This is a genomic window from Halomonas sp. SpR8 (assembly GCF_031010195.1).
Lineage (GTDB): Bacteria > Pseudomonadota > Gammaproteobacteria > Pseudomonadales > Halomonadaceae > Vreelandella.
The window spans coordinates 561,776-583,118 of sequence record NZ_JAUAMC010000003.1 but is presented as its reverse complement, the minus strand read 5'-3'; the positions used below and the strand labels follow the sequence as shown (position 1 = coordinate 583,118).

General features: G+C 52.5%; 20 protein-coding genes. 9 read left to right on the top strand and 11 right to left on the bottom strand.

Annotated elements, in window-relative coordinates; all coding sequences use genetic code 11:
- Positions 1-7: 7 nt before the first annotated feature.
- The 3 genes from QT230_RS09305 (at position 8) to QT230_RS09295 (ending at position 2,503) form a co-directional block, all read left to right on the top strand.
- The gene (locus tag QT230_RS09305; protein ID WP_308321368.1) at positions 8-964 is read left to right on the top strand and encodes a sulfurtransferase; all 957 of its coding nucleotides are present in this window, start codon (positions 8-10) and stop codon (positions 962-964) included.
- A 150-nt stretch (positions 965-1,114) separates the two neighbouring features.
- Complete coding sequence (locus QT230_RS09300) at positions 1,115-1,684, top strand: TetR/AcrR family transcriptional regulator (protein ID WP_308321367.1); 570 nt, start codon at positions 1,115-1,117, stop codon at positions 1,682-1,684.
- Positions 1,685-1,726: 42 nt separating this feature from the next.
- A complete protein-coding gene (locus QT230_RS09295) occupies positions 1,727-2,503 on the top strand; it encodes a ZIP family metal transporter (RefSeq protein ID WP_308321365.1) in 777 nt (258 codons plus the stop codon).
- Positions 2,504-2,510: 7 nt separating this feature from the next.
- On the opposite strand, the gene QT230_RS09290 is transcribed toward QT230_RS09295, so the two are convergent.
- A complete protein-coding gene (locus tag QT230_RS09290) occupies positions 2,511-2,990 on the bottom strand; it encodes a helix-turn-helix domain-containing protein (RefSeq protein ID WP_308321364.1) in 480 nt (159 codons plus the stop codon).
- A gap of 68 nt (positions 2,991-3,058) precedes the next feature.
- Here QT230_RS09290 and QT230_RS09285 point away from each other — a divergent pair, with 68 nt between their 5' ends.
- Positions 3,059-5,239 carry a heavy metal translocating P-type ATPase gene (locus tag QT230_RS09285; protein ID WP_308321362.1) on the top strand — a complete coding sequence of 727 codons (2,181 nt, stop codon included), beginning with the start codon at positions 3,059-3,061 and terminating at the stop codon, positions 5,237-5,239.
- 51 nt (positions 5,240-5,290) lie between these two features.
- Here QT230_RS09285 and QT230_RS09280 read toward each other — a convergent pair whose 3' ends face one another.
- Complete coding sequence (locus tag QT230_RS09280; RefSeq protein WP_308321360.1) at positions 5,291-6,304, bottom strand: isocitrate dehydrogenase; 1,014 nt, start codon at positions 6,302-6,304, stop codon at positions 5,291-5,293.
- Between the two features lie 517 nt (positions 6,305-6,821).
- Between QT230_RS09280 and QT230_RS09275 the strand changes: the two genes are divergently transcribed.
- From QT230_RS09275 to QT230_RS09265, 3 genes are all read left to right on the top strand, one after another.
- Positions 6,822-8,312: a SulP family inorganic anion transporter gene (locus QT230_RS09275; RefSeq protein WP_308321359.1), complete on the top strand. Its 1,491-nt coding sequence runs from the start codon at positions 6,822-6,824 to the stop codon at positions 8,310-8,312.
- 19 nt (positions 8,313-8,331) lie between these two features.
- Positions 8,332-9,189, top strand: a complete 858-nt coding sequence (locus QT230_RS09270) for a universal stress protein (RefSeq protein WP_308321358.1) — start codon at positions 8,332-8,334, stop codon at positions 9,187-9,189.
- A gap of 110 nt (positions 9,190-9,299) precedes the next feature.
- Entirely contained in the window at positions 9,300-9,764 is a 465-nt protein-coding gene (locus QT230_RS09265) for a hypothetical protein (protein WP_308321357.1), read from the top strand.
- A gap of 15 nt (positions 9,765-9,779) precedes the next feature.
- Here QT230_RS09265 and QT230_RS09260 read toward each other — a convergent pair whose 3' ends face one another.
- From QT230_RS09260 to cfa (QT230_RS09240), 5 genes are all read right to left on the bottom strand, one after another.
- Complete coding sequence (locus QT230_RS09260; protein WP_308321356.1) at positions 9,780-11,879, bottom strand: UvrD-helicase domain-containing protein; 2,100 nt, start codon at positions 11,877-11,879, stop codon at positions 9,780-9,782.
- Positions 11,880-11,940: 61 nt separating this feature from the next.
- The gene (locus QT230_RS09255; RefSeq protein ID WP_308321354.1) at positions 11,941-12,174 is read right to left on the bottom strand and encodes a hypothetical protein; all 234 of its coding nucleotides are present in this window, start codon (positions 12,172-12,174) and stop codon (positions 11,941-11,943) included.
- Between the two features lie 297 nt (positions 12,175-12,471).
- On the bottom strand, positions 12,472-12,939 hold the full coding sequence (locus QT230_RS09250) for an S-ribosylhomocysteine lyase (RefSeq protein WP_308321353.1): 468 nt from the start codon (positions 12,937-12,939) through the stop codon (positions 12,472-12,474).
- A gap of 114 nt (positions 12,940-13,053) precedes the next feature.
- A complete protein-coding gene (metK, locus tag QT230_RS09245; RefSeq protein ID WP_308321352.1) occupies positions 13,054-14,277 on the bottom strand; it encodes a methionine adenosyltransferase in 1,224 nt (407 codons plus the stop codon).
- Between the two features lie 54 nt (positions 14,278-14,331).
- The gene (cfa, locus tag QT230_RS09240; RefSeq protein WP_308321351.1) at positions 14,332-15,489 is read right to left on the bottom strand and encodes a cyclopropane fatty acyl phospholipid synthase; all 1,158 of its coding nucleotides are present in this window, start codon (positions 15,487-15,489) and stop codon (positions 14,332-14,334) included.
- Between the two features lie 560 nt (positions 15,490-16,049).
- Here cfa (QT230_RS09240) and cfa (QT230_RS09235) point away from each other — a divergent pair.
- Positions 16,050-17,213 carry a cyclopropane fatty acyl phospholipid synthase gene (cfa, locus tag QT230_RS09235; RefSeq protein WP_308321411.1) on the top strand — a complete coding sequence of 388 codons (1,164 nt, stop codon included), beginning with the start codon at positions 16,050-16,052 and terminating at the stop codon, positions 17,211-17,213.
- A gap of 18 nt (positions 17,214-17,231) precedes the next feature.
- Here the strand turns inward: cfa (QT230_RS09235) and QT230_RS09230 are convergent, their stop codons facing one another.
- Genes QT230_RS09230 through crcB form a run of 3 tightly spaced genes read right to left on the bottom strand, consistent with a single transcriptional unit; the run spans position 17,232 to position 19,015 of the window.
- Complete coding sequence (locus QT230_RS09230) at positions 17,232-18,197, bottom strand: arsenic resistance protein (protein ID WP_308321350.1); 966 nt, start codon at positions 18,195-18,197, stop codon at positions 17,232-17,234.
- Between the two features lie 36 nt (positions 18,198-18,233).
- Positions 18,234-18,629 carry a CrcB family protein gene (locus QT230_RS09225; RefSeq protein ID WP_308321348.1) on the bottom strand — a complete coding sequence of 132 codons (396 nt, stop codon included), beginning with the start codon at positions 18,627-18,629 and terminating at the stop codon, positions 18,234-18,236.
- Complete coding sequence (gene crcB, locus QT230_RS09220; protein ID WP_308321346.1) at positions 18,626-19,015, bottom strand: fluoride efflux transporter CrcB; 390 nt, start codon at positions 19,013-19,015, stop codon at positions 18,626-18,628. Before crcB ends, QT230_RS09225 begins: the two co-directional genes overlap by 4 nt.
- 203 nt (positions 19,016-19,218) lie before the next feature.
- Between crcB and QT230_RS09215 the strand changes: the two genes are divergently transcribed.
- Positions 19,219-20,073, top strand: coding sequence for a universal stress protein (locus QT230_RS09215; protein WP_308321345.1), 855 nt, complete (start codon positions 19,219-19,221; stop codon positions 20,071-20,073).
- A gap of 10 nt (positions 20,074-20,083) precedes the next feature.
- Here QT230_RS09215 and QT230_RS09210 read toward each other — a convergent pair whose 3' ends face one another.
- Positions 20,084-21,280 carry an MFS transporter gene (locus QT230_RS09210; protein ID WP_308321344.1) on the bottom strand — a complete coding sequence of 399 codons (1,197 nt, stop codon included), beginning with the start codon at positions 21,278-21,280 and terminating at the stop codon, positions 20,084-20,086.
- Positions 21,281-21,343: the final 63 nt, after the last annotated feature.

Here is a 21,343-nt window from a genome sequence, read left to right as displayed (position 1 = left end):
TTTTTCCATGAAAGGCGTTATCATCACTGCTATCAGCGTCCTCAGTGTCGCTACCCAGGTTCAGGCGTTAGAGATGACGCCTTTAGTCGACGCCCAGTGGCTGGATGCGCATCAGGAAGAGCCTTCACTGGTTATTTTGGATGTTCGCTCCTCTATCGATAATGGTGGCGATGAGGCCAGTTTTCGAGAAGCCCATATCCCTGGCAGCCGCTACACCAGTTACACCGACGACGGTTGGCGTGAAAGCCGCGATAGCGTGGCAGGCTTGATGCCTGAAGTCGGCGCCTTGGAGGCGCTGATCGGAGGTTTAGGCATTAGCAATGAAAGCGATGTGGTGATTGTGCCTGCGGGTACCGGGCCAACCGATTTTGGCAGCGCGGCAAGAGTGTATTGGACGCTGAAGGTGCTTGGCCATGATGATGTGTCCATCTTAAACGGCGGCTTTGCTGGCTGGCAGCAACAAGGCTACGACGTCGCTAGTGGCAATACTGACGCATTTGATCCAGTGAATTTCGAAGCATCACTGCGCGAGCATTTAGTGGCGAGCACGGAAGAAGTGGAGGCGGCACGGGAAGCGCAAGCGCAGCTAGTGGATGCGCGCCCCTCCGACTACTTTGCGGGTGATACAAAGTCTCCGGCAGCACGAGTAGCAGGTACCATTCCAGGGGCACGCAGCCTGCCTCACCAAAGCCACTTAAACGTTCAAAACGGGGCCTACTACCTTGATGTAGATGGTCTCCAGTCGCGAATTAACGACGCCGACCTGGATAGCCGTGAACGTACCATCGCCTTCTGCAATACCGGCCACTGGGCTGCCACCGACTGGTTCGTGCTCAGTGAAATCGAAGAGTTTGATAATATCGCCATGTACGATGGTTCGATGGCGGCCTGGACTATCAGCGATTCGCGTCCGGTGCAGCTCGCACGTGAAGGCATTAAGCAAGTGCGTGAACTGCTCAATTAATCGTTTTTATCTAATGCCCGCATGCGATGTGCGGGCATTTTTGTTGGTGGACGGCAGGCACTTTCGGCAGTCGGCACGGCCCATATGATATATTAGGCAGCTAATCAGTAAGGTGGGCAGTGGGGGAGACATATGAGCGTTGGAAGACCGATGCAGCATCAACCTGAAGCGGCGCTAAGTGCTGCCATGCATTCGTTTTGGCGTTCGGGATATCACCACACATCGCTGCGTGACCTGTTAAACGCCATGAAAATTTCCCGCAGCAGCCTATACCATATCTACGGCAATAAAGAGGTGCTGTTTAAGAAGGCGCTGTCACGCTACCGCGAGCAGCTCTTGGCTCAGCTCGCGGCGTCGCTAGCACAGGAAAAAAGCGCGTGGTGCTTTATTGAGCGTTTATTGATGCGCACTGCTGAGCAGGCTGAAAGCGAACAAGCCGCCTTGGGCTGCTTGATTTTTAATTCCGCTACCGAGCTGGGCAGCCAAGGCACACCAGAAGCCGATGCCGCCATTCAAAGTGTCCGAGAGATTACTGGGTTTTTCGTAACAGTCATTGAGCAGGCGCAGCAAGAGGGAAGTATTTGCCAAGAGCGTGATGTACAGAGCTCAGCATATTTCTTAACCCTTTCAATATCGGGTCTGCGCATGCTGCTGAAAAGCGGTGCTACTCAGCAGCAGGCCGAACAATTGGTGGAAAATATTTTGCGTGGATTGCGCTGAGCCAAAGGGCATATTCAGCAGGAAGTTTCTCTAGGCTCAATAATGGAAAATACGCTGTTATTAGGATTTTTAGGTAGCTTGGTCGCTGGCCTTCTGACTGCTGTTGGCGCACTACCGGTGCTGTTAGGCAAAACGCCGAGCCGAGGATTTCGCGATTTAGCGCTGGGTTTTGCGGCGGGAGTAATGCTGGCAGCGTCGTTTTTCTCACTGATTATCCCCGCGCTGGACGCCGCAGAAATCTACTATGCCGGTGGCCCGGTGCCTGCTGCGATTGTCTGTGCTGCTATTTTGCTGGGCATGGGCGCGATTGCGCTGCTCAACGAGTATCTCCCTCATGAGCATTTTGCCCAAGGCCGTGAAGGGCCTGAGGCCGCATCGTTGCGCCGTGTATGGCTATTTGTATTTGCCATTACTATTCATAATCTGCCGGAAGGTATGGCGGTGGGCGTCGGCTTTGGCGCCAATGGATTAGAGGGCGGCATGCCGCTGGCGATCGGTATTGGGCTACAGAACATGCCGGAAGGGCTGGCCGTAGCGGTCGCTTTGATGGGAGAGGGCTACTCGAAATGGCGTTCTTGGTCGATTGCTGCTCTAACTGGCCTAATCGAGCCCATCGGAGGGCTGTTTGGCGCCAGTATTGTCAGCGTTTCCCAGATACTGCTGCCGTGGGGCTTGGCGTTTGCCGCCGGCGCCATGCTGTATGTCATCAGCCACGAAATCATCCCCGAAACCCATCGCTGCGGGCACCAGAAAAAAGCCACCTTCGGTTTGGCGATGGGTCTGGTGATTATGTTGTTTTTAGATGTGTGGCTGGGTTAGTCCACCCCTAGCCGATGACATCCGCGCCACCGTGAGGCTCCACCTGATGGCACAGCCGGTGGTCGCTGAGTACGTCAATGATATGGCACTGGCCAACACTGCCCCCCGCGCACTGATTGATCATGCGTTTGAGCTCATCGCGTACCGCAGTGAGTCGTGCCAGCCTCGCTTCCACCTCGGCAAGATGATGTTTTGCCAGCGTATCCACCTCCTGGCAAGGCATCGCTGGGTGGTCGGCCATTTCCAGCAATTCTCTTACCGCCTCCACTGAAAAGCCAAAATCCCGCGCATGGCGAATAAACGTCAATCGACGGATAGCGGCTGTGGTGTAGCGCCGTTGGTTGCCCTCGTTACGCGGTGCTGAAGGCAGCAGCCCAATCTGTTCGTAGTAGCGTACCGTTTCGGGCTTACAGCCGGATTCCCGTGCCAGTTCGCCGATGCCAATATAGCGCTCAGTAGTGGATGGCGCTGGTTTTTGCTCTTTCATTACTTGAACCTCTAGTAACTATAGGTATTACGCTGCTCCTAAGATAGGCGAACTTGGAGCACCGTGCGATGAGTAATTCAACACCCGCTACGACGACACCCACGACGACCACCCTGCGCGTGCAGGGCATGGACTGTGGCGGCTGCGAACGTAAAGTCGAATCAGCGCTAAAGCGCTTAAACCACGTCGATCAAGTCTCCGCGAGTTCGCTGGCGGGGTCGGTACAACTCACCCCTCCGCCAGGGCAATCGCTGGCACGCGCTGAGATTGAGGCGACGATTAGCGCTCTCGGTTACCAGGTGTTAGATGAGTCGGCGGACAAGGCTGAATCAAAAAAAGCGCCTTCTTGGTGGCAATCGCCAAAAGGGCGATTAGTGATCGTTAGTGGCGCATTGCTGGCGCTTGCCTGGGGGCTTAAATTTGCCTGGCCTGCGCTGGGCAGTTGGCCCTTTATTGCGGCGACGCTAGTTGGTTTAGTACCGATTATTCAGCATGCCTGGCAAGCGCTCAAATTGGGCAACCCCTTCACCATTGAAATGCTAATGAGCATCGCCGCGCTTGGTGCGCTGGCCATAAACGCCGCCGCCGAAGCGGCGGTGGTGGTGTTTCTGTTTGCCGTGGGTGAGCTGCTGGAGGGTGTTGCCGCTGCCCAGGCGCGCCGCAGTATTTCGGCACTTTCCAAACTGACGCCCTCCACCGCTCGGTTACTGGAGCAGGGCGAAGTGCGCGAGATAGCTGCCGCCTCGCTCCAGCCGGGGCAACGGGTGCAGATACGTCCCGGCGATCGACTGCCCTGTGATGGGCAAATTATCGCCGGTCACTCCTCGATCGATGAATCGCCGGTCAACGGCGAATCGGTACCGCGAGAGCGGGAAGTAGGTGAAACGGTGTTTGCGGGCACCGTCAATCTGGATGGCGTATTAGAGGTCGAGGTGACCCGTAGCGCTGAAAATAACACTATCGCCCGGGTGATAAAGCTAGTGGAAGAGGCCCAGGCAGCGAAAGCGCCAGTGGCCCGCTTTATTGACCGTTTTGCGTTTTACTATATGCCTGCGGTGGTGGGTGTGGCGCTACTGGTGGCTATCGTGCCGCCGCTGGTGTCGACGATGCTATGGTCAGAATCCATCTACCGCGCCTTAGCGCTACTGCTGATTGCCTGCCCTTGCGCGCTGGTGATTTCGACTCCCGCGGCGATTGCGGCGGGGTTATCGGTGGGTGCTCGCAACGGCCTGTTGATGAAAGGTGGTGCGGTGTTAGAGCAGCTAGGCAAGCTTAAACGGGTTGCGCTGGATAAAACCGGCACACTGACTGCAGGCAAGCCCATGGTAACGGATGTAGAGAGCTTTAATGGCGGCCTTACCGTTAAAAACAGTAGCGATGAAATAGTGCGCCTGGCCGCCGCCCTGGAGCAGGGTTCAAGCCACCCCCTGGCCGTTGCTATTAGTGACTATTTTCAAAATAATAGCGGCCAGCAGTCAAAAGCTACGTTGACTAAAGTAGTTGGCGGTCGTGCGCTCGCGGGGCAGGGCGTAGCAGGGCAGGTGGAAGGGCGTGAGCTGATGCTCGTTAGTCCACGCTACTTACAACGCTTCGATCATTTTGCAAATGAATGGGACGCACGTATTGAGGCATTGGAAGCTCAAGGTAAAAGCCTCGCGGTATTGGTAGAAAATGAGCGGCCTATTGGGCTGATCGCCCTGCGTGATGAGCCTCGCGAAGATGCTCAAAAGGGTCTTCAAGCGTTAGCGCGCTTGGGTGTTCAAGCCGTTATGCTCAGCGGAGACAATGCCCGCACCGTGGCCGCTATTGGTCACCAGTTGGGTATTGAAGCAGAAGGCGAGTTAATGCCCGAAGACAAAGCTCAGCGCGTGCATGAATGGCAGGCTCAGGGGCTGGGGCCGGTAGGCAAAGTAGGCGATGGTATTAACGATGCACCGGCGCTTGCCGCGGCAGAGGTGGGCATCGCTATGGGCAGCGGTACCGATGTGGCACTTGAAACCGCCGATGCCGCGCTGCTTAAAAACCGCGTAGAGGGGATAGCCGAAATGATCGCGCTCTCCCGGGCGACCATGCGCAATGTAAAGACCAACGTAGCGTTGGCGCTGGGCTTTAAAGCGCTGTTTCTGGTCTCTACGGCGCTTGGAATCACCGGAATGTGGGTTGCGGTAATGGCAGACACTGGGGCGACCGTGTTGGTCACCCTCAATGCGTTGTACCTATTGCGTTACCGCTTTAACGATATTAGCTAGAAAACGATCAGTGACCGGCTAGAAAGAGGCGGACTAGTTGCTCTGTACGCCTTAGCCCTGAACGTATTCCACCAGCGCCTGGGCGAAGGAGTCGGTAGAGCCGGTGCCGCCCATATCGGGGGTGACCATATCGCGGCGGGTTTCCAGCACAGTACGGATACCCTGGCGGATGGCGGTGCCTTTCTCCGCCATACCCAGGTGATCGAGCATCTGTGCCGCAGCCAGCAGCAGGGCGCAGGGGTTGGCGATATTTTTGCCTTCGATATCTGGCGCTGAGCCGTGTACGGCCTCAAAGATCGCTGCTTTTTCGCCGATGTTCGCCCCTGGGGCCAAGCCCAAACCGCCGACTAAGCCAGCGCAAAGGTCAGAGAGAATATCGCCAAACAGGTTGGTGGTAACGACTACATCAAACTGATGCGGGTTCATCACCAGCTGCATGCAGGCGTTATCGACGATCATCTCCTGGAATTCGATCTCGGGGTACTCTTTGGCGATTTCGCGCGCCACGTCCAAAAACAGTCCCGAGCTGGTTTTGATGATATTGGCTTTATGTACCGCGGTGACTTTTTTGCGGCCGTTGTTTTTGGCCAGCTCGAAGGCGTAACGCACAATACGCTCGGAGCCCTTGCGGGTGACTTTGATCACTGAAATGCCGGTATCGCCGCCGTCGATCATCTCCTGGCCGTCAGAAAGATAGGCGCCTTCGGTGTTTTCACGCACGGTGATCATGTCGATATCGTCGTAGCGCGATTTAGTGCCAGGGAAGCTAATAGCAGGGCGCACATTAGCGTAAAGATCAAAGTGACGGCGTAGCTGCACGTTAATTGAGGAAAAACCTTTGCCAATCGGCGTGGTCAGTGGGCCTTTCAGTGCAATACCCAACTGTTCGATGGCATCCAGCGACTCTTGTGGAATCAGCGTGCCATGCTTTTCAAGCGCGCCTAAGCCCGCATCAATATGCTGGTAGGTTAAGCCGCAATCTAACGCGTCGAGTACTCGCAGCGTGGCGTCCATAATCTCGGGGCCGATGCCGTCGCCCTTGATGACTGCAATAGATTGGCTCATGTACTGCTCCTCTTTAATCGACTTATCGGCGGAAAAACCGTGCCGCTTCAACGTGAATAGTTGGCAATCCACGTCTCTTTTAACGGCGCAATGATACGTCAAAAGCGGGGCTAAGGTCACTCTGTCTAAAGTGGCGGTGGGAAGCCCACACGTTGAGGTTAGACGTTAGGTGCAATGCAGCAGGATTGCTGATAACATACGCCACTTTGTCGCACCCCGTGCTCTGTAAATTGTTCTGTAAAAGAATCTTTGCTAATGACTAAATTTCCGCATTGCTTTTTAGGGCTGATGACTCCGCCCTAGTTCTTCGCTTCCCTCCTAAGGTGCTGATAGTGCGTTCACCGTGCTGTCATCGTCTTGTGGTATTGATTTAGCCGTAACCAACGCTAGCCCACCCTTTTTTATAATAAAAATTGATCATCTCAGCGTGCCAATTGATGGCAGTGCTTGCTCCTTGTCGGCGGCGCTGTTCGAACGCTTTTGGCCTGTTATTAACCTAAAACCGTGGACCCCTCGCATGTACGAAAAGTTTAAACAATCTTGGCTCTCTAACCTCAAGGGCGACACCCTTGCGGGGATTGTCGTGGCGCTAGCGTTAATACCCGAGGCCATTGCGTTCTCGATTATCGCAGGTGTTGACCCCAAAGTAGGTCTTTACGCCTCATTCGCTATCTGTGTGATTATCGCCTTTGCTGGTGGCCGCTCTGGAATGATTTCTGGTGCAACAGGCGCAATGGCGCTGTTGATGATTACGCTCGTCAAGGATCATGGTCTGGAGTATCTGCTGGTGGCTACCCTGCTAACCGGGGTGCTGCAAATTATTGCAGGGTATCTAAAACTTGCCGAACTAATGCGCTTTGTATCGCGTTCAGTGGTGACTGGGTTTGTGAACGCCCTGGCTATTCTGATTTTTATGTCGCAGTTACCCGAGCTCACGGATGTATCATGGCATGTTTACGCTATGACGGTTGCTGGCCTGGTGATTATTTACGGCTTCCCTTATGTGCCCGTCATCGGTAAAGCGATCCCATCCCCGCTGATTTGTATCGTTGTGTTGACCGTCATCTATATGATGACTGGTATGGATATTCGCAGCGTAGGAGATATGGGTGAACTTCCTGATACCCTGCCAGTATTTTTGTGGCCCGATGTGCCGCTGAACCTAGAAACGCTGATGATTGTATTGCCCTATTCAATTATGTTGATGGTCGTAGGGCTACTGGAATCAATGATGACCGCAACGATCATTGATGACTTAACCGATACCAAAAGCAACAAAAATCGCGAGTGTAAGGGCCAAGGTATCGCCAACATCGGCTCGGGGCTCATTGGTGGTATGGCGGGTTGCGCCATGATTGGTCAATCCATCATTAATATCAAATCCGGTGGTCGTCGCCGTACCTCCTCGCTCATCGCTGGTATCGCGCTATTATTAATGGTGGTCTTCCTGGCGGACTGGGTTTCTCAGATCCCCATGGCGGCGCTGGTAGCGGTAATGATTATGGTGGCAATCGGTACCTTTAGCTGGGAGTCGATCCGCGATCTGAAAAAGCATCCCATGAGCACCAACTTTGTCATGGTGGCAACGGTTCTTGTGACAGTCGGTACTCACAACCTGGCGATTGGTGTGTTCGTTGGGGTACTTCTCGCCGCAATGTTTTTTGCCAACAAAGTCGGCAACATCATGTATATCGGTTCCAAAGAAGTGGAGGCCGGTAAAGAGCGTGAATACGAAGTGGTGGGTCAGGTGTTCTTTGCCTCATCAGAGCGCTTTATAGCTGCCTTTGACTTCAAAGAGAGTATCGATAAAGTTACTATCAACCTCTCCCGCGCGCACTTCTGGGATATTACCGCTGTACAGGCACTGGATCGCGTAGTGATTAAATTCCGCCGTGAAGGTACCGAAGTAGAGATGGTGGGCTTGAGCGAAGCCAGTGCGACAATAGTGGATCGCTACGCGGTACATAATGACCCCGAAGCGGTTGAGAAGTTGATGGGCGGCCATTAATTAAGACAAGGAGAGCGATATGTCAGAACAGGTATTAGCCGCCATTGACGGCTCCCAGTTTTCCGAAGGCGTCTGTGATTACGCCGCCTGGGCAAGCTTGGCCATGGATGCACCGTTAACCTTTATTCATGTGGTTGACAATCACTCGGAATTACCCGAAGAGCAGAACCTTTCCGGCAACCTGCGCTTCGGGGCCCGCGAACGGCTGATGAAAGAGCTCTCTGAGCTTGATGAGCAGCGTGCCAAGATAAATCGTGATCAGGGCAAGCTGATGTTGGAAGCGGCCCATGCCCGAGCTGTTGAGGATGGTATTAGTAACTCAACTACCCGTCAGGTAAACGGGACCTTAGTAGAGTCATTGGTAGAACTTGAAAAAGACGTGCGTTTGTTGGTAATGGGTAAGCACGGTGAAAATGCCCACAAATCCAGCGGTCACTTTGGTTCGAACCTTGAAAGGGTAGTGCGTGAAATGCACCGCCCGATCCTGATGGTGCCACAAACATTCAAGCGTCCAGAAAAGATTCTGATAGCATTTGATGGTAGCAAAACGGCCCGCAAGGGCGTTGAAATGCTGGCGCGATCACCGCTATTTACAGGCACCGAATGCCACGTGCTCATCGTGGGTGCAGAGACGGCTGAACGCCGCTCAGAGCTAGAGTGGGCGTTAAATACGTTGCGTGACGGCGGCCATCAAGCCGAAGGCGCTATTCGTGCCGGCGAAGTAGACGAAGCACTACAGGCTTACGAAAAAGAGCACAGCATTGATCTGCTGGTGATGGGCGCCTACGGGCACTCGCGTATTCGTCATCTGTTAGTAGGTAGCACAACAACGGCAATGCTACGCGGTAGTCGTATACCGGTGCTGATTCTGCGCTAAGGCGCACTGAAAATAGCGCAAAAAAAGTTTAGCTCGCATTTGCGTAGTTTACCCCGCAGCCGGCCCTCACTTATTGAGCGTGCCGGCTTTTTTGTTCTAAGGAGACGCTAATGAAAACTTGGCAGCTCAATAAAACACACATCATCATTAATCAAGCGGATATCGATGTTTCGCTAGAAAATGCATGCGTAGTGCCTGCTAAACAAGAGCAAATAAACGCCTTGGGCAGCAGCGTTATTGGTGAGGCCTGGGTGCTCTCGCAACCATTTCAGGAGGAGGGGGCAGCGGTAATTAAATTTGCACCGCCCCAAAGCAGTAATAGTGATACTAAAACGCTGGCTTTATGGGCCAAGGGCTATCGTAAAATTATTATGGTGGCCGAACGCGAAGAACTTGCTACGCTTTCTATTCCTTTGCCTGGCGTCAATTCTCATGTTCCAGGCGGTATAGAGGCTGTTCGGGAAGCTGTCTTGGCTTTGAGTGATCAGCTGCAACACACGAAACACCTGCACCACTTGCACCTTTATGTTTCCGATGAAGAGAGCGTATGGTCGTTATTCAAATCGTCGTTGTGATCTATTTTTTGAGCATCACGCGGCTTGAAACTGATGGCTTTCCAGCTTTGCGATAAACGTCGAGGGTGCGTCATGATAAGTAAGATCAAGTTGGTGCATTGCTCGTGTGCAGGCCACGTAGAGTAAGTTGCGCTCCATATCCGTCGCATAATGGGTGGCCGTTACCTCGGGCACAATGACGCGGTCAAATTCCAAGCCCTTCGCCATATGGGCAGTACAGATAATAATGCCCTGTCCAAAAGCGGTGCTTTGCTCAGTGAGTAACTGTAGCTTATCGAACTGTCCTTCTAACGCTTTAAAAACGAGACTGGCCTGCTTTTGGGTTTTGCACACAATCCCCAAAGTGTTATGCGTTGAGGCTGTAAAGTCATGGGCTAGTTGCTGAATGGCTGTATGCGATTGCTTGCGTGAGTTGCAGCGGTGAATAGCAGGCGGTTTACCATGACGCTCAATCGGCTCCAGATCGGGGTTATAGGCGATATGCTGAGCGAAGCGGGAGATCTCGATACTCGAGCGGTAGCTTTTGTTCAGCGTTACGTACATGGATTGCCGTAGCACCTGGCGTATCTGCTCGGCTTTCGAGGCGCTATAGGGATTAACCGATTGGTAGATATCGCCTAGCACGGTTTTTTTGCAACGAAACAGCTGGCCGATCACCGCGTACTGCACCGGGGTATAGTCCTGCATTTCATCGATCAATAGATGTTTGGCGTTGCGCCAGCGGGAGTGGACGCCCTCTAAGCGCATCTTTAGGTAGATCAGTGGAAATACATCGGCATACTCAAGTCGCCCTCGGGAAGCGGCCTTGAACAGTTCGGGTTTATCCAGCCAAGTGTAAAACTCCTTATAGGTCTCGCGTAGCGTCTTCTGTTTCAGCATGCCTTTAATAGTGGCTTTCAGCGTCTTGCGCTCGTCAGGCGCTAAATCATAGTTATACTGATTGCCTATTTTTTGCTCAATTTCCCAACTGACCTGCCTTAGACGCTCATTGGTGGGTAGGTTGCGATGCTTTTTAAACACCTCCTCCAGTAACCAGCCAGGCACTAAGCGCCGGGCAATCCAAATATCTTCAGCCGTGAAACGCTTTGCCTCAACTTCGGCTGCATAACGATCGAGCTCTTTAAGGAATTCTGGCGAGGCTTTGAAATGCAGGCGCGCTTTCATAGCCTCGTCATTTTTTTCCAGTAGCGCCGTGGTCTGTTCAAAAAATGTCTCGAAACGATACTGACTGTTGAGCAATTCATCGGCAAGGGTCTCCATTCCCACCTGATTTACGGTCTCTTCACCCAGTTCGGGGAGCACGTTGGCGATATAGTCGGAAAATACTTGGTTGGGCGAGATAATCAAAATATCTTCGGAGGTGAGCGTGTCTTTAAATCGATACAGCAGAAAAGCAATCCGGTGCAGTGCAATCGAGGTTTTCCCTGAGCCGGCCACACCCTGAATAATCAGCGTATGGGCTTCGTCATTGCGGATAATCGCATTTTGATCACGCTGAATAGTGGCGACGATGTTCTTCATGGTGTCGTCAGAGGCTTGGCTCAGCGTGTCTTGCAGCACCTCATCGACCACATGAACATCGCTATCGATCATCAGCTCGATGTTGGCTTTTTTGATTCTAAATTGACGCTTAAGGGTGATATGGCCGCTAATCTCGCCCTTCGGGCTTTGATAGCTGGCGGGGCCGGTTTCATAATCGTAAAACAGTGACGCAATGGGAGCCCGCCAGTCATGGACGCGGCTTTGTCCGGCCAAATCATCATAAAAGTGGTGGATGCCGATATAGATAGGCGTAGGGTAGGCATCGCCTTGCTGGGAAAAATCGAAGCGCCCAAAGTAGGGGGAGTGCCTGAGTTTTTCAAGTTTATGGCGGCGCGCCAACGCATTATCGCCCGTCATCACCGCCTGCTCAATGGATTCCCGAGCGGAGATTTTCTCGATATGATCCATCTCATCACGGCTGGTCCACAAATACTCCTTCTGAGATTGAATGTCCTCTGCATAAGCCGCTAAGCGTTGATTAATCTCCTCGATATTAAGATCAATACATTCGAGGGTGTGTAGTAGTTGATGATGTTCGGCGTCGCGTTGAGAGGTCTCAGTTTTAGTATCCATGGTGCCTGTTAAGTAAAAAAATAGTGATGTTGTATCGGACTGAAAAGGCCTTTAGAGAAAATTACTCATTGATGTATTTCCAGGCCTGAACGCCGCGCACCAACGCTCGATTGGTAACGCTTAGAAATTTTCCGCGCTCTAATATAGCCGACGTAACGCCAGCGCCATGGATATCGCGGTAAACCACCAGCAAAGAAGCTTTGGTATTGATGGGTAAGTATTGGTGAACGCTAGTCCACTCGCTTGAAGTGGTTAATTCATCGATGTTGGGGATAAACGCGTTTTGTGTCTGCATGGTCATTCCACTCACGGTTCTGTTTTGGCAAAGTCACTGCGTTGTGTACGCAATGGATGCATAACGTCGACAGGGTGGAGTAGCGCTAGGGCGGCGTAGGAAGGGAGCCGTTGTGTAACCGTATCATGGGGTTGCCTCATGCAGTTACCAGCGACCTTGGCAAAGGTATCTGGGAAATTAGCGTTTGCGACACCTTATAAAGACGTTAATTGCGCTTTATCGTTCAATCGCAGCGTGATTAGTCATTTGCAAATAGCGATGAGCTAGGCGCATTAAAAGCGCCTAGCCATTATCATGTTACGCGAACACCTGAGTCCACTCATTGCGCTTAGCTAGCAGGTCGCGAGCAAGTACTTGCGCACCTTCCAAGCTATGGCTGGCGGCCCAGCCACACTGCATTTCGTTGCAGGCGGGTACTTCGGTAGCGACAAGCACATCGTTGAGCGTTTGTTCGATGATAGTGATCACGTCGTCATAGTCGTCGTGATTGATCATGGCGATATAGAAACCGGTTTGGCAACCCATCGGGCTGATATCGACGACCTTATCGGTATGATTGCGCGATAGCTCTGCCATTAAATGCTCAAGAGAGTGCAGCGCAGGCATTTCCATATGGGTTTGATTAGGCTGACAAATACGCAAATCGTATTTGTGAATGCGGTCACCGTTTTGACCTTCTTTAATATCGGCTAGCCGTACATAGGGCGCTTTTACCTTGGTGTGGTCAAGGTTAAAGCTTTCGACATTCATTTTCTGTTCGGTCATCTGTGGATATCCTGTGTCTAATAGGTGAGTAGGCTGTGTTTTAACTGAATACCGTCAATGGTATTCCGTCTAGGGCGCCTCCTACACGGGGAATTTTAAACGGGGGACGTTTGGTTAAAGTCCTGCCGCCTGGCGCAGTGCATCGGCTTTATCAATTTTTTCCCAGGGGAAGGCGGTGAAGGTCTCGATTCGTTCTTCTCCCTTATCGTCAACCCAAAGGTAGCTGTGCTCAAACGGCTCGCGGCCAAAGTGTCCATAGGCAGCGGTGAGTTGATACATGGGGTGAAGCAAATCCAGCATTTTAGTAATGGCGAATGGCCGAAGATCGAAGTGTTCACGCACCAGCGCCACAATCTCTGTGTCGTTAATACGTCCGGTACCGAACGTATCAATGGCCACGGAGGTTGGCTCAGCCACACCAATCGCGTATGAGACTTGTATTTCACACTTATCGGCTAAACCAGCGGCGACAATGTTTTTGGCGACATACCGACCCGCATAAGCCGCGCTACGATCCACTTTAGAGGGGTCTTTACCTGAAAAAGCGCCGCCGCCATGACGCGCCATGCCGCCGTAAGTATCGACGATGATTTTGCGGCCGGTTAAACCGCAATCTCCGACCGGGCCACCAATCACAAATTTACCGGTTGGGTTAATGTGATATTGAGTCTGCTCGTCTAGCCACTCGGCGGGGATGACCTGCTCGATAATTTCGTGCTTAACAATGTTGCGCAGTTCCTGTTGATCAATCTCAGGATTGTGCTGGGTAGAAAGCACTACCGCATCGACTCCACAGGGTTGACCTTCTGCGTTGTAGCGGAAGGTAACCTGGCTTTTGGCATCGGGACGTAGCCACGGTAATAAGCCATGCTGTCTGAGCTCGGCTTGGCGCTCGACTAAGCGGTGTGCGTAGTGAATGGGCGCTGGCATATACGATTCAGTTTCGTTGGTGGCGTAGCCAAACATTAATCCTTGATCGCCGGCACCTTGATCTTCGGGCTTAGTGCGATCGACGCCCTGGGCAATATCGACGCTCTGTTTGCCGATTAAATTAACGACACCGCAAGTAGCACCGTCGTAACCAACGTCTGAGGAGGTGTAGCCAATGTTGGTGATAACATCGCGGACGATCATTTCAAGATCAACCCATGCCGATGTGGTGATTTCACCGGCAATAATCGCTACCCCGGTTTTAACCATCGTTTCACAGGCCACCCGTGCCTGCTTGTCACGGGCGATAATGGCATCTAAAACGGCATCTGAAATTTGGTCGGCAATTTTGTCAGGATGACCCTCAGAGACGGACTCAGAGGTAAATAGAGAAAACGCGTTGTGCATTGAATGTTCCAGGTATTTATATATAAGAATGTTGCTGCTAACTGGGCGATTTGCTTAAGAGACTCTGTCGTGCCCACCTACAACGCCTTTTTTACTCAGCACAAACTGCCAAAGCTGTATGTCACGTGCGCGGAACGCCCCCGCACAGCTCAGCAGATAGTAGCGCCACATACGATAAAAGCGCTCGCTGAACTGATCTTTAAATTGTGGCCAGCTGTCTTCAAAGTTTTTGTGCCAAGCCATCAGCGTACGATCGTAATCCGCCCCAAAGTTATGCACATCCTCCACCACAAATAGCGATTCTGCCGCGTTGGTAACGTGACTAAGCGCAGGCAATTCACCATTGGGGAAAATGTATTTATCGATCCACGGATCGGGGGAAGTATTGCGCACGTTTTTGCCAATGGTGTGTAGCAAAAACAAGCCATCGTCTTTTAAGCAGCGGTTAGCGACTTTCATGTACTCGCGGTAGTTTTTACGCCCCACGTGTTCAAACATGCCGACGCTGACAATGCGGTCAAACTGCTCGGTCTCATCGCGGTAATCTTTTAAACGAAATTCAACCGGTAGCCCGCTTTGCATTAGTTGCTTGCCGTACTCAGTTTGCTCCTTGGAGATGGTCAATCCTACGCACTCAACGCCGTAGTGTTCAGCGGCGTAGGCCATAAAACTGCCCCAACCGCAGCCGATATCCAGCACGCGCATGCCGGGTTTTAGCTCAAGCTTGCGGCAAATGAGATCCAGCTTGGCTTCCTGGGCTTCATCAAGGGTCTTGGCGTCTTTCCAATAGCCGCAGGTGTAGGTCATACGCTTGTCGAGCATGGCGGCGTAAAACTCGTTGCCAAGGTCGTAATGCGCCTCACCTACCTGAAACGCACGTTTGGCGGTTTGCAAGTTGATTAAGCGGGTTTTTAGGTGGTGAAACAACAGCTTGCTGTGGTTGACTTGGTCTGGAAGCCGAGCACGCATCAGTTTATAAAAGAACGTATCGAGCTGTTCAGCTTCCCAATCACCGTTCATATACCGCTCGCCAAGGCCGAGGTTGCCTCGCGCTAAAGCGTCTTCTATCACGCCATGAGCATTTAACTGTAAATCCCAGGGGCGATCACCGTTGATGTGAATGTCCGCTTTCTCAAGCAGGGCAGCCACAAATCGTTGCGAAGAAGAGGTTTCGTCAAAAAAAGCGAGATGCTGAAGAGGTGCGTTTTGCAATGATATAGCCTTGTTTGAAGATTAAAAAATCTTACCGATCAAAGGGGTAAGCGCTTTTAGTCTAATTAGCAAACAAGGTTTAAGGTGGGTCAGTCATCATGGATGCCAGCACTTATTGCATTTGCCAATAAATAGCTGATTGTTTTTCGTGACGTTGGTCATGAAAAATAATCAAGCGGTGTGCATAAATGTCAGGCAAAAAACTAGGGTGGAGTCATCAACCCTGATAGTAGGTGTGGCATGGTCTATGGTCCTGTCGATGTATTCAATTTATAGCGAAAAGCCTTCATTTAGAAGCCTAGTAGCCAGGAACCGCGCTGCTAATGTTAGCAGATTAAATATCGGTTGGCACTCTGATGATTCGGCTTCCCGAGGGGGCTGCATTTCCAAAGTGGGCTTTTTTTCGGGTTAAGTAGAGGGAGTTTTTACGTTTTATGATCGAAAAAAGATCGAAAAAACAGTCCATCTAACAATGCTAATGTTGCAACGCGGCTCTATGCTAGTAGACATGCTGTTACCTATTCAATAATTGGTATAGCGTGAGGAGGCCTGACGTGAATATGCCTATGTTGAAAAAAACACCTGTCGGTTTCGATGAAGCCTCTCCTCCCCACCGTTTTGTTGCTGAGCTGCTGGCCGAAGCGGATATTCAGTTAGGTGGAGAGCGACCGTGGGATCTGCAGTTAAAAGCCCCCGGTGTTATTGACAGCGCACTCTCGCGAGGCAATCTTGGTTTTGGCGAAAGCTATATGAAGGGAGAGTGGGACGCCGAACGGTTAGATGAACTGTTTTACCGGCTAATGCGCGCTCAGCTTGGCCAGCGCATCAAGCCTACGCAATTAGCCTACCACTCCTTACGCTCACGTCTGATAAACCGTCAAACGGCGAAGCGTGCATGGGAAGTAGGCGAAAAACACTACGACCTCGGCAACGATTTCTACGCCGCCATGCTTGACCCGCGCATGACCTACACTTGTGGCTACTGGAAAAACGCTCAAACGCTGGAGGAAGCCCAGGAAACCCAGGAAGCCAAGCTTGATCTCATCTGTCGTAAGCTCCAGTTAAAACCTGGGATGCGCGTACTGGATATCGGCTGCGGTTGGGGCAGTTTTATGGCCTACGCTGCTGAACACTATGGCGTTGAATGTGTGGGTCTGACGATCTCCAAAGAGCAAGCAGAATTCGGTCAGCGCCTGCTTAAAAGGGGGTTGCCGGTAGAGTTTCGCTTGCAGGATTACCGTAATGAGAGCGAGCGGTTTGACCGCATTGCCAGTATTGGCATGTTTGAGCACGTCGGCCATAAAAACTACCGCGAGTATATGAGCGTCGCTAACCGCTGCTTAAAAGATGATGGGCTGTTTTTGCTGCATACTATTGGCAAAAACTTAAGCAATACGGTGACTGATCCATGGATTGATAAATACATTTTCCCCAACGGCGAACTGCCCACCTTGGGGCAAATTGCAGCGGCCGCGGAAGCGCTGTTTGTGGTGGAGGATGTGCATAATTTCGGGGCGGATTACGACCGTACCCTGATGGCCTGGCATCACAACTTTGAGACTCATTGGCAGACATTTAAGGCTCAGTTTGGCGAGCGTTTTTATCGCATGTGGCGCTATTATCTGCTGATGTGCGAGGGCGCATTCCGAGCCCGGGAGCTCCACCTTTGGCAATTGGTGTTGAGTAAACAGGGCGTGGTAGGGGGATATAGCCGCGTTAGCTAATCGCTAGCTGACAACATATTATTCAAACGAGGGCTCCGGCATTAGCTTACTGGGCAGCCAGCGTAAGAATGCCACCATGCCAAACAGCTCCACCAACGATTGGAACACAATCACCACGACTGCTGCCTGCCAGGCACTGGGCAGCGTTAGCGCAATGGGCAACATCACAAAGGAGTTACGTGTGCCAAAGCTAAAGGCCAGGGTTCTGGCGCTGGCGGTAGGCAGCTGAAACAGCTTGCCTAGCCCTTTACCCAGCAGTGCCGCAAAGACTAAAAAGCCAATAAAAATAAACACGACTTGAATCAGTATATGGCTAAGCCCGAAAACAGTCGTAACCTGTGAGGCGGCAATCATAAACACGACTAGGGCTAACAGCGGTACCGGTAGTAACCCCATATGATGCACGCTACGCGCAACCGCTTTATAACGTTGAGCGGCGTACTCGGTTAGCCAGGCGAGCACTAAGGGCGTAAGGATAAGCCCCGCAAAAGCGTTAAGCATCTCGGTCGAAAGCGTCAACTGAAACCACTCACTGCCTAAAAACAGCCACAGATAAACCGGTAACGCAATCATCTGCACCAGCAGTAGTAGCGGGGTGGCAGCAACGGCCCGGGCGGTATCCCCTTTGCCTAAATGCGTGAACGTAATAAACCAATCGGTACACGGCACCAGCAGTACCAGTAAAACGCCAGCCAATACGGCAGGGGAGAGCGGTAGCCAAACAACCAACAGCGCTAAAAAACCGGGGATAGCGATAAAGTTACCGACCATTAGCGCAACCATAAAACGCTTATCTTTCATGCCCCGAGCAATATGCAGTAACGGGATTTGGGTAAACGTGGCGTACAGCAATAGGCCGAGCAGCGGCCATAGCAGTTGCTCTAGCGGCTTCGATAGCGCTGGCAGCCAACTACCCAGCCCTAGCCCCAGGCAGATAAACCCCAGGTAGATCCAAGACTGTTGCTGTTCTAAACGGTCGCGCATGAACGTTGCTTCATTGGTTGGTTATGATCGACATGGTTAGGATTGCCGATGAGCCAGCGCGATACGCTCGCCGACGATGGCGGCTAGTAACCATAACGGTAAGCTGACGATGATGTATATCAGCGCCATCCCCATCTGGTCTTGCGCTATAAAGTGCATGGTTTCTAAGCTAAACAGCGAGAAGGTGGTAAAGCCGCCGCAAAACCCGGCCACCCAAAAGGGCTGCCAGCGAGCCATGCCGCTGTGAGGGCCGCGGCTAATCGTTGCCGCCAACCAGCCAATCAAGCAAGAGCCCAGTACGTTAACGGTCAGCGTGCCCCAGGGGAAGGCGCCTCCAAGCGTTGCGAACGCGCCCAGCGACACGCCGTAGCGCAATACGCTGCCTAAGCCGCTGCCTGCACCTACGGCTAAATACGCTTTCCAGGCGCTCATAGGGAACCTCCAGCGACTAGCCAGCCTAGTGCGACCATGGCTAAGCCGAGCAGCAGTGTGACAGCCACATTGAGCGCAGCGCGCAGCGCTTGGCCACTCTGCCACAGCTCAATGGTTTGCAGGCTAAAAGAAGAAACCGTGGTATAGCCCCCCAGCAGGCCGGCCACCATAAATAGCCAAAAAAGCGAGGGTTGCTCGTTGGGTACGTCTAGGCTGGCTAACAAACAGCCTGCGATAAAGGCTCCGCTGGCGTTGACGACCAGCGTTCCCCAGGGAAAGGCTTTACCCCACCAGCGCGCCATCAGGTTAGAAACGCCAAATCGACCCATGCCGCCCAATGCGCCGCCCAGCGCTACCAGCAGTACGCTTGTTAAGCTATACCCCATGCTCGCCCCTAGATTACTCAATAAATCGGTTACTCAATGAATAGGCCGCTAAAATAGTAGGCCACTAAGTGTAACATGCCGCTTTAAATGCGACAGAAGTCGGAGAAAGAACGTTTTAGGGTGTCGCGGGTCAATGAGTTCGTGTAGAAAAGGTAAAGAATATAACAATAACGTTGATGCACCCGCTCAAGGAGAAGTAACCCATGTCAGATCGCGTGTTGGCAGCTATCGATAGTTCTCAGTTTTCAGAAGGTGTGTGTGATTATGCGGCCTGGGCCTCTAAAGCGCTTAATGCCCCGCTAAGTTTTATCCATACCGTCGATAATCATGCCCAGATAGCCGAGCCAGACTTAACCGGTAACCTAGGCTTAGGGACTCGAGAGCACCTGTTAGAAAAGCTGTCAGGCATCGAAGAGGAGCATGCAAAAATTTCCCGTGAACGGGGTCGCCTGCTGCTAGATGCCGCTAAAGAGCGCGCAGTGAACGCTGGCGTTTCTGATCCACAATGTTTACAGCGCAACGGCACGCTGGTGGAAACACTGGTTGAGAACGAAAAAGAGGTGCGTTTGCTGGTGGTGGGTAAGCGCGGCGAAACCGCTCATCAAGCCAGTGGACATCTCGGCTCTAACCTTGAGCGGGTGGTGCGTGAAATGCACCGGCCTATTCTTATGGTACCCAAACAATTTACCCAACCGCATAACGTGATGATGGCGTTCGATGGCAGTAACACCGCTCGTAAAGGCGTAGAGATGCTGGCGAAAAGCCCTCTATTTGAGGGCGCCACCTGCCATGTAGTGATTATAGGCGCGGAAACCACCGAAAATCGCTCTCAGCTCAACTGGGCACTGGAAACGTTACGTGAAGCGGGCCATACCGCCGAAGGGGCCATTCGCGCGGGCGAGGTAGAAGAGTCTTTGCGGACTTACAAGCAAGATAATGGTATCGATATGCTGGTGATGGGCGCTTACGGGCATTCGCGCATTCGCCACTTGCTGGTGGGCAGTACCACGACGGCGATGCTGCGAAAAGCACAGTTGCCGGTGCTTATTTTACGCTGAAGGTGAACGTTTAACGCTCAGCCGTGCTGCTTGTTGCTTCGCGCAGTACGCGCTGGGCCATTAGCCAGCCGGCGATAATAAACAGCAGCATGCCAAATAGAAGGCTATGAAATGGCGCGCCAGCGCCCAGGGCTAAACCGAGCACGGCAGGCGCAATGCCGGTTGAAAACACCATGGCCGCGCTGAGTGCGGAGCGCACGCGGCCAAGGTGCTCGGCGCCCCATAGTTTAATCAGCAGACTAGAGGCGATCAGTTCTTGTGCGCCCATGGCTAAGCCACCGCCTACCATGAGCGCCCAAATACTGATATTCCCGCCGATGGTGAGCGCCATTAACATAGCGATGGCGTAGGGCAATAGGTACAAGCGCGCGAGCTTTACCGGGCCAAGCTTATCGACCCAACGGCCACCCAGTAGCGCGCCTGGCAGTTTAGCGATGCCCATACCGGTTAGCGCCAGGGCATAAACCGCCAATGAGCTATCAAGCGATTCCGTTAGCTGGGTCTGATAAATAAACAGCCCTGTCATGGTAATGGGCAGCGCCATTAACAGCGGTAAAAGCTGCCAAAAGCGTTTTTCGCGAAAAGGGCGAGGGCCGTGGGGAGTTTTTTTCGTCGGTTTAACGCCTGGTGCGTTGGGCCAAGGCGCTTTGAGGAGTATCCATAGCCAAGGTAGCGCGATGATGCCGCACATCAGCCACCAGAAGATTCGCCAATCGGCCCATAGCAACGCGGCGGCAACCAGCGGGGGCAATAACGCTTCACCCAGCGGTATTCCCAGGTTCACCAGCCCAATGGCCCGGCCACGCATGGTGGAAAACTCTCTGCCAGCAAGCGTGTTACCCAGATGGGTTAGCATACCTTGGCCGCATAGCCTTACGATCCCAAGCCCCACTAGCCCTAGCCACCACCAGGGCGATAAGGTCAGCATGGCAACGCCGGTTAACAGTAGCGATAAGACAATGACAGCAAAGCGGCGCGGGTTAATCCAATCAATAGATGGGCCAAAATGCAGCATACAGAAACCGGCTACCAGGGTGACCACTGCGTAACCGGTGCCGAATTGGCCCACGCTAAGCCCTAAATGAGCAGATAGCGGTGCTTGAAAGAGGCCAATAAAATAGCTCTGACCGAGGCTGGAGCTAAACATGGCTAAAAAGGCGATACTGAGTACGCTGCGGTGATCGCGCAGCAGGGTGCGATAGCCCATCGTAACGTTCCCTTCGCGATCAAATAATTAGTAGGTTAACGATTGTCGGTAATGATTGTAGGC

Excerpts from the sequence above, each read along its gene's own strand:
- QT230_RS09305 (WP_308321368.1), top strand. The coding sequence starts at position 8 with ATGAAAGGCGTTATCATCACTGCTATCAGCGTCCTCAGTGTCGCTACC.
- QT230_RS09300 (WP_308321367.1), top strand. The coding sequence starts at position 1,115 with ATGCAGCATCAACCTGAAGCGGCGCTAAGTGCTGCCATGCATTCGTTT.
- QT230_RS09295 (WP_308321365.1), top strand. The coding sequence starts at position 1,727 with ATGGAAAATACGCTGTTATTAGGATTTTTAGGTAGCTTGGTCGCTGGC.
- QT230_RS09290 (WP_308321364.1), bottom strand. The coding sequence starts at position 2,990 with ATGAAAGAGCAAAAACCAGCGCCATCCACTACTGAGCGCTATATTGGC.
- QT230_RS09285 (WP_308321362.1), top strand. The coding sequence starts at position 3,059 with ATGAGTAATTCAACACCCGCTACGACGACACCCACGACGACCACCCTG.
- QT230_RS09280 (WP_308321360.1), bottom strand. The coding sequence starts at position 6,304 with ATGAGCCAATCTATTGCAGTCATCAAGGGCGACGGCATCGGCCCCGAG.
- QT230_RS09275 (WP_308321359.1), top strand. The coding sequence starts at position 6,822 with ATGTACGAAAAGTTTAAACAATCTTGGCTCTCTAACCTCAAGGGCGAC.
- QT230_RS09270 (WP_308321358.1), top strand. The coding sequence starts at position 8,332 with ATGTCAGAACAGGTATTAGCCGCCATTGACGGCTCCCAGTTTTCCGAA.
- QT230_RS09265 (WP_308321357.1), top strand. The coding sequence starts at position 9,300 with ATGAAAACTTGGCAGCTCAATAAAACACACATCATCATTAATCAAGCG.
- QT230_RS09260 (WP_308321356.1), bottom strand. The coding sequence starts at position 11,879 with ATGGATACTAAAACTGAGACCTCTCAACGCGACGCCGAACATCATCAA.
- QT230_RS09255 (WP_308321354.1), bottom strand. The coding sequence starts at position 12,174 with ATGCAGACACAAAACGCGTTTATCCCCAACATCGATGAATTAACCACT.
- QT230_RS09250 (WP_308321353.1), bottom strand. The coding sequence starts at position 12,939 with ATGACCGAACAGAAAATGAATGTCGAAAGCTTTAACCTTGACCACACC.
- metK (WP_308321352.1), bottom strand. The coding sequence starts at position 14,277 with ATGCACAACGCGTTTTCTCTATTTACCTCTGAGTCCGTCTCTGAGGGT.
- cfa (WP_308321411.1), top strand. The coding sequence starts at position 16,050 with ATGCCTATGTTGAAAAAAACACCTGTCGGTTTCGATGAAGCCTCTCCT.
- QT230_RS09230 (WP_308321350.1), bottom strand. The coding sequence starts at position 18,197 with ATGCGCGACCGTTTAGAACAGCAACAGTCTTGGATCTACCTGGGGTTT.
- QT230_RS09225 (WP_308321348.1), bottom strand. The coding sequence starts at position 18,629 with ATGAGCGCCTGGAAAGCGTATTTAGCCGTAGGTGCAGGCAGCGGCTTA.
- crcB (WP_308321346.1), bottom strand. The coding sequence starts at position 19,015 with ATGGGGTATAGCTTAACAAGCGTACTGCTGGTAGCGCTGGGCGGCGCA.
- QT230_RS09215 (WP_308321345.1), top strand. The coding sequence starts at position 19,219 with ATGTCAGATCGCGTGTTGGCAGCTATCGATAGTTCTCAGTTTTCAGAA.
- QT230_RS09210 (WP_308321344.1), bottom strand. The coding sequence starts at position 21,280 with ATGGGCTATCGCACCCTGCTGCGCGATCACCGCAGCGTACTCAGTATC.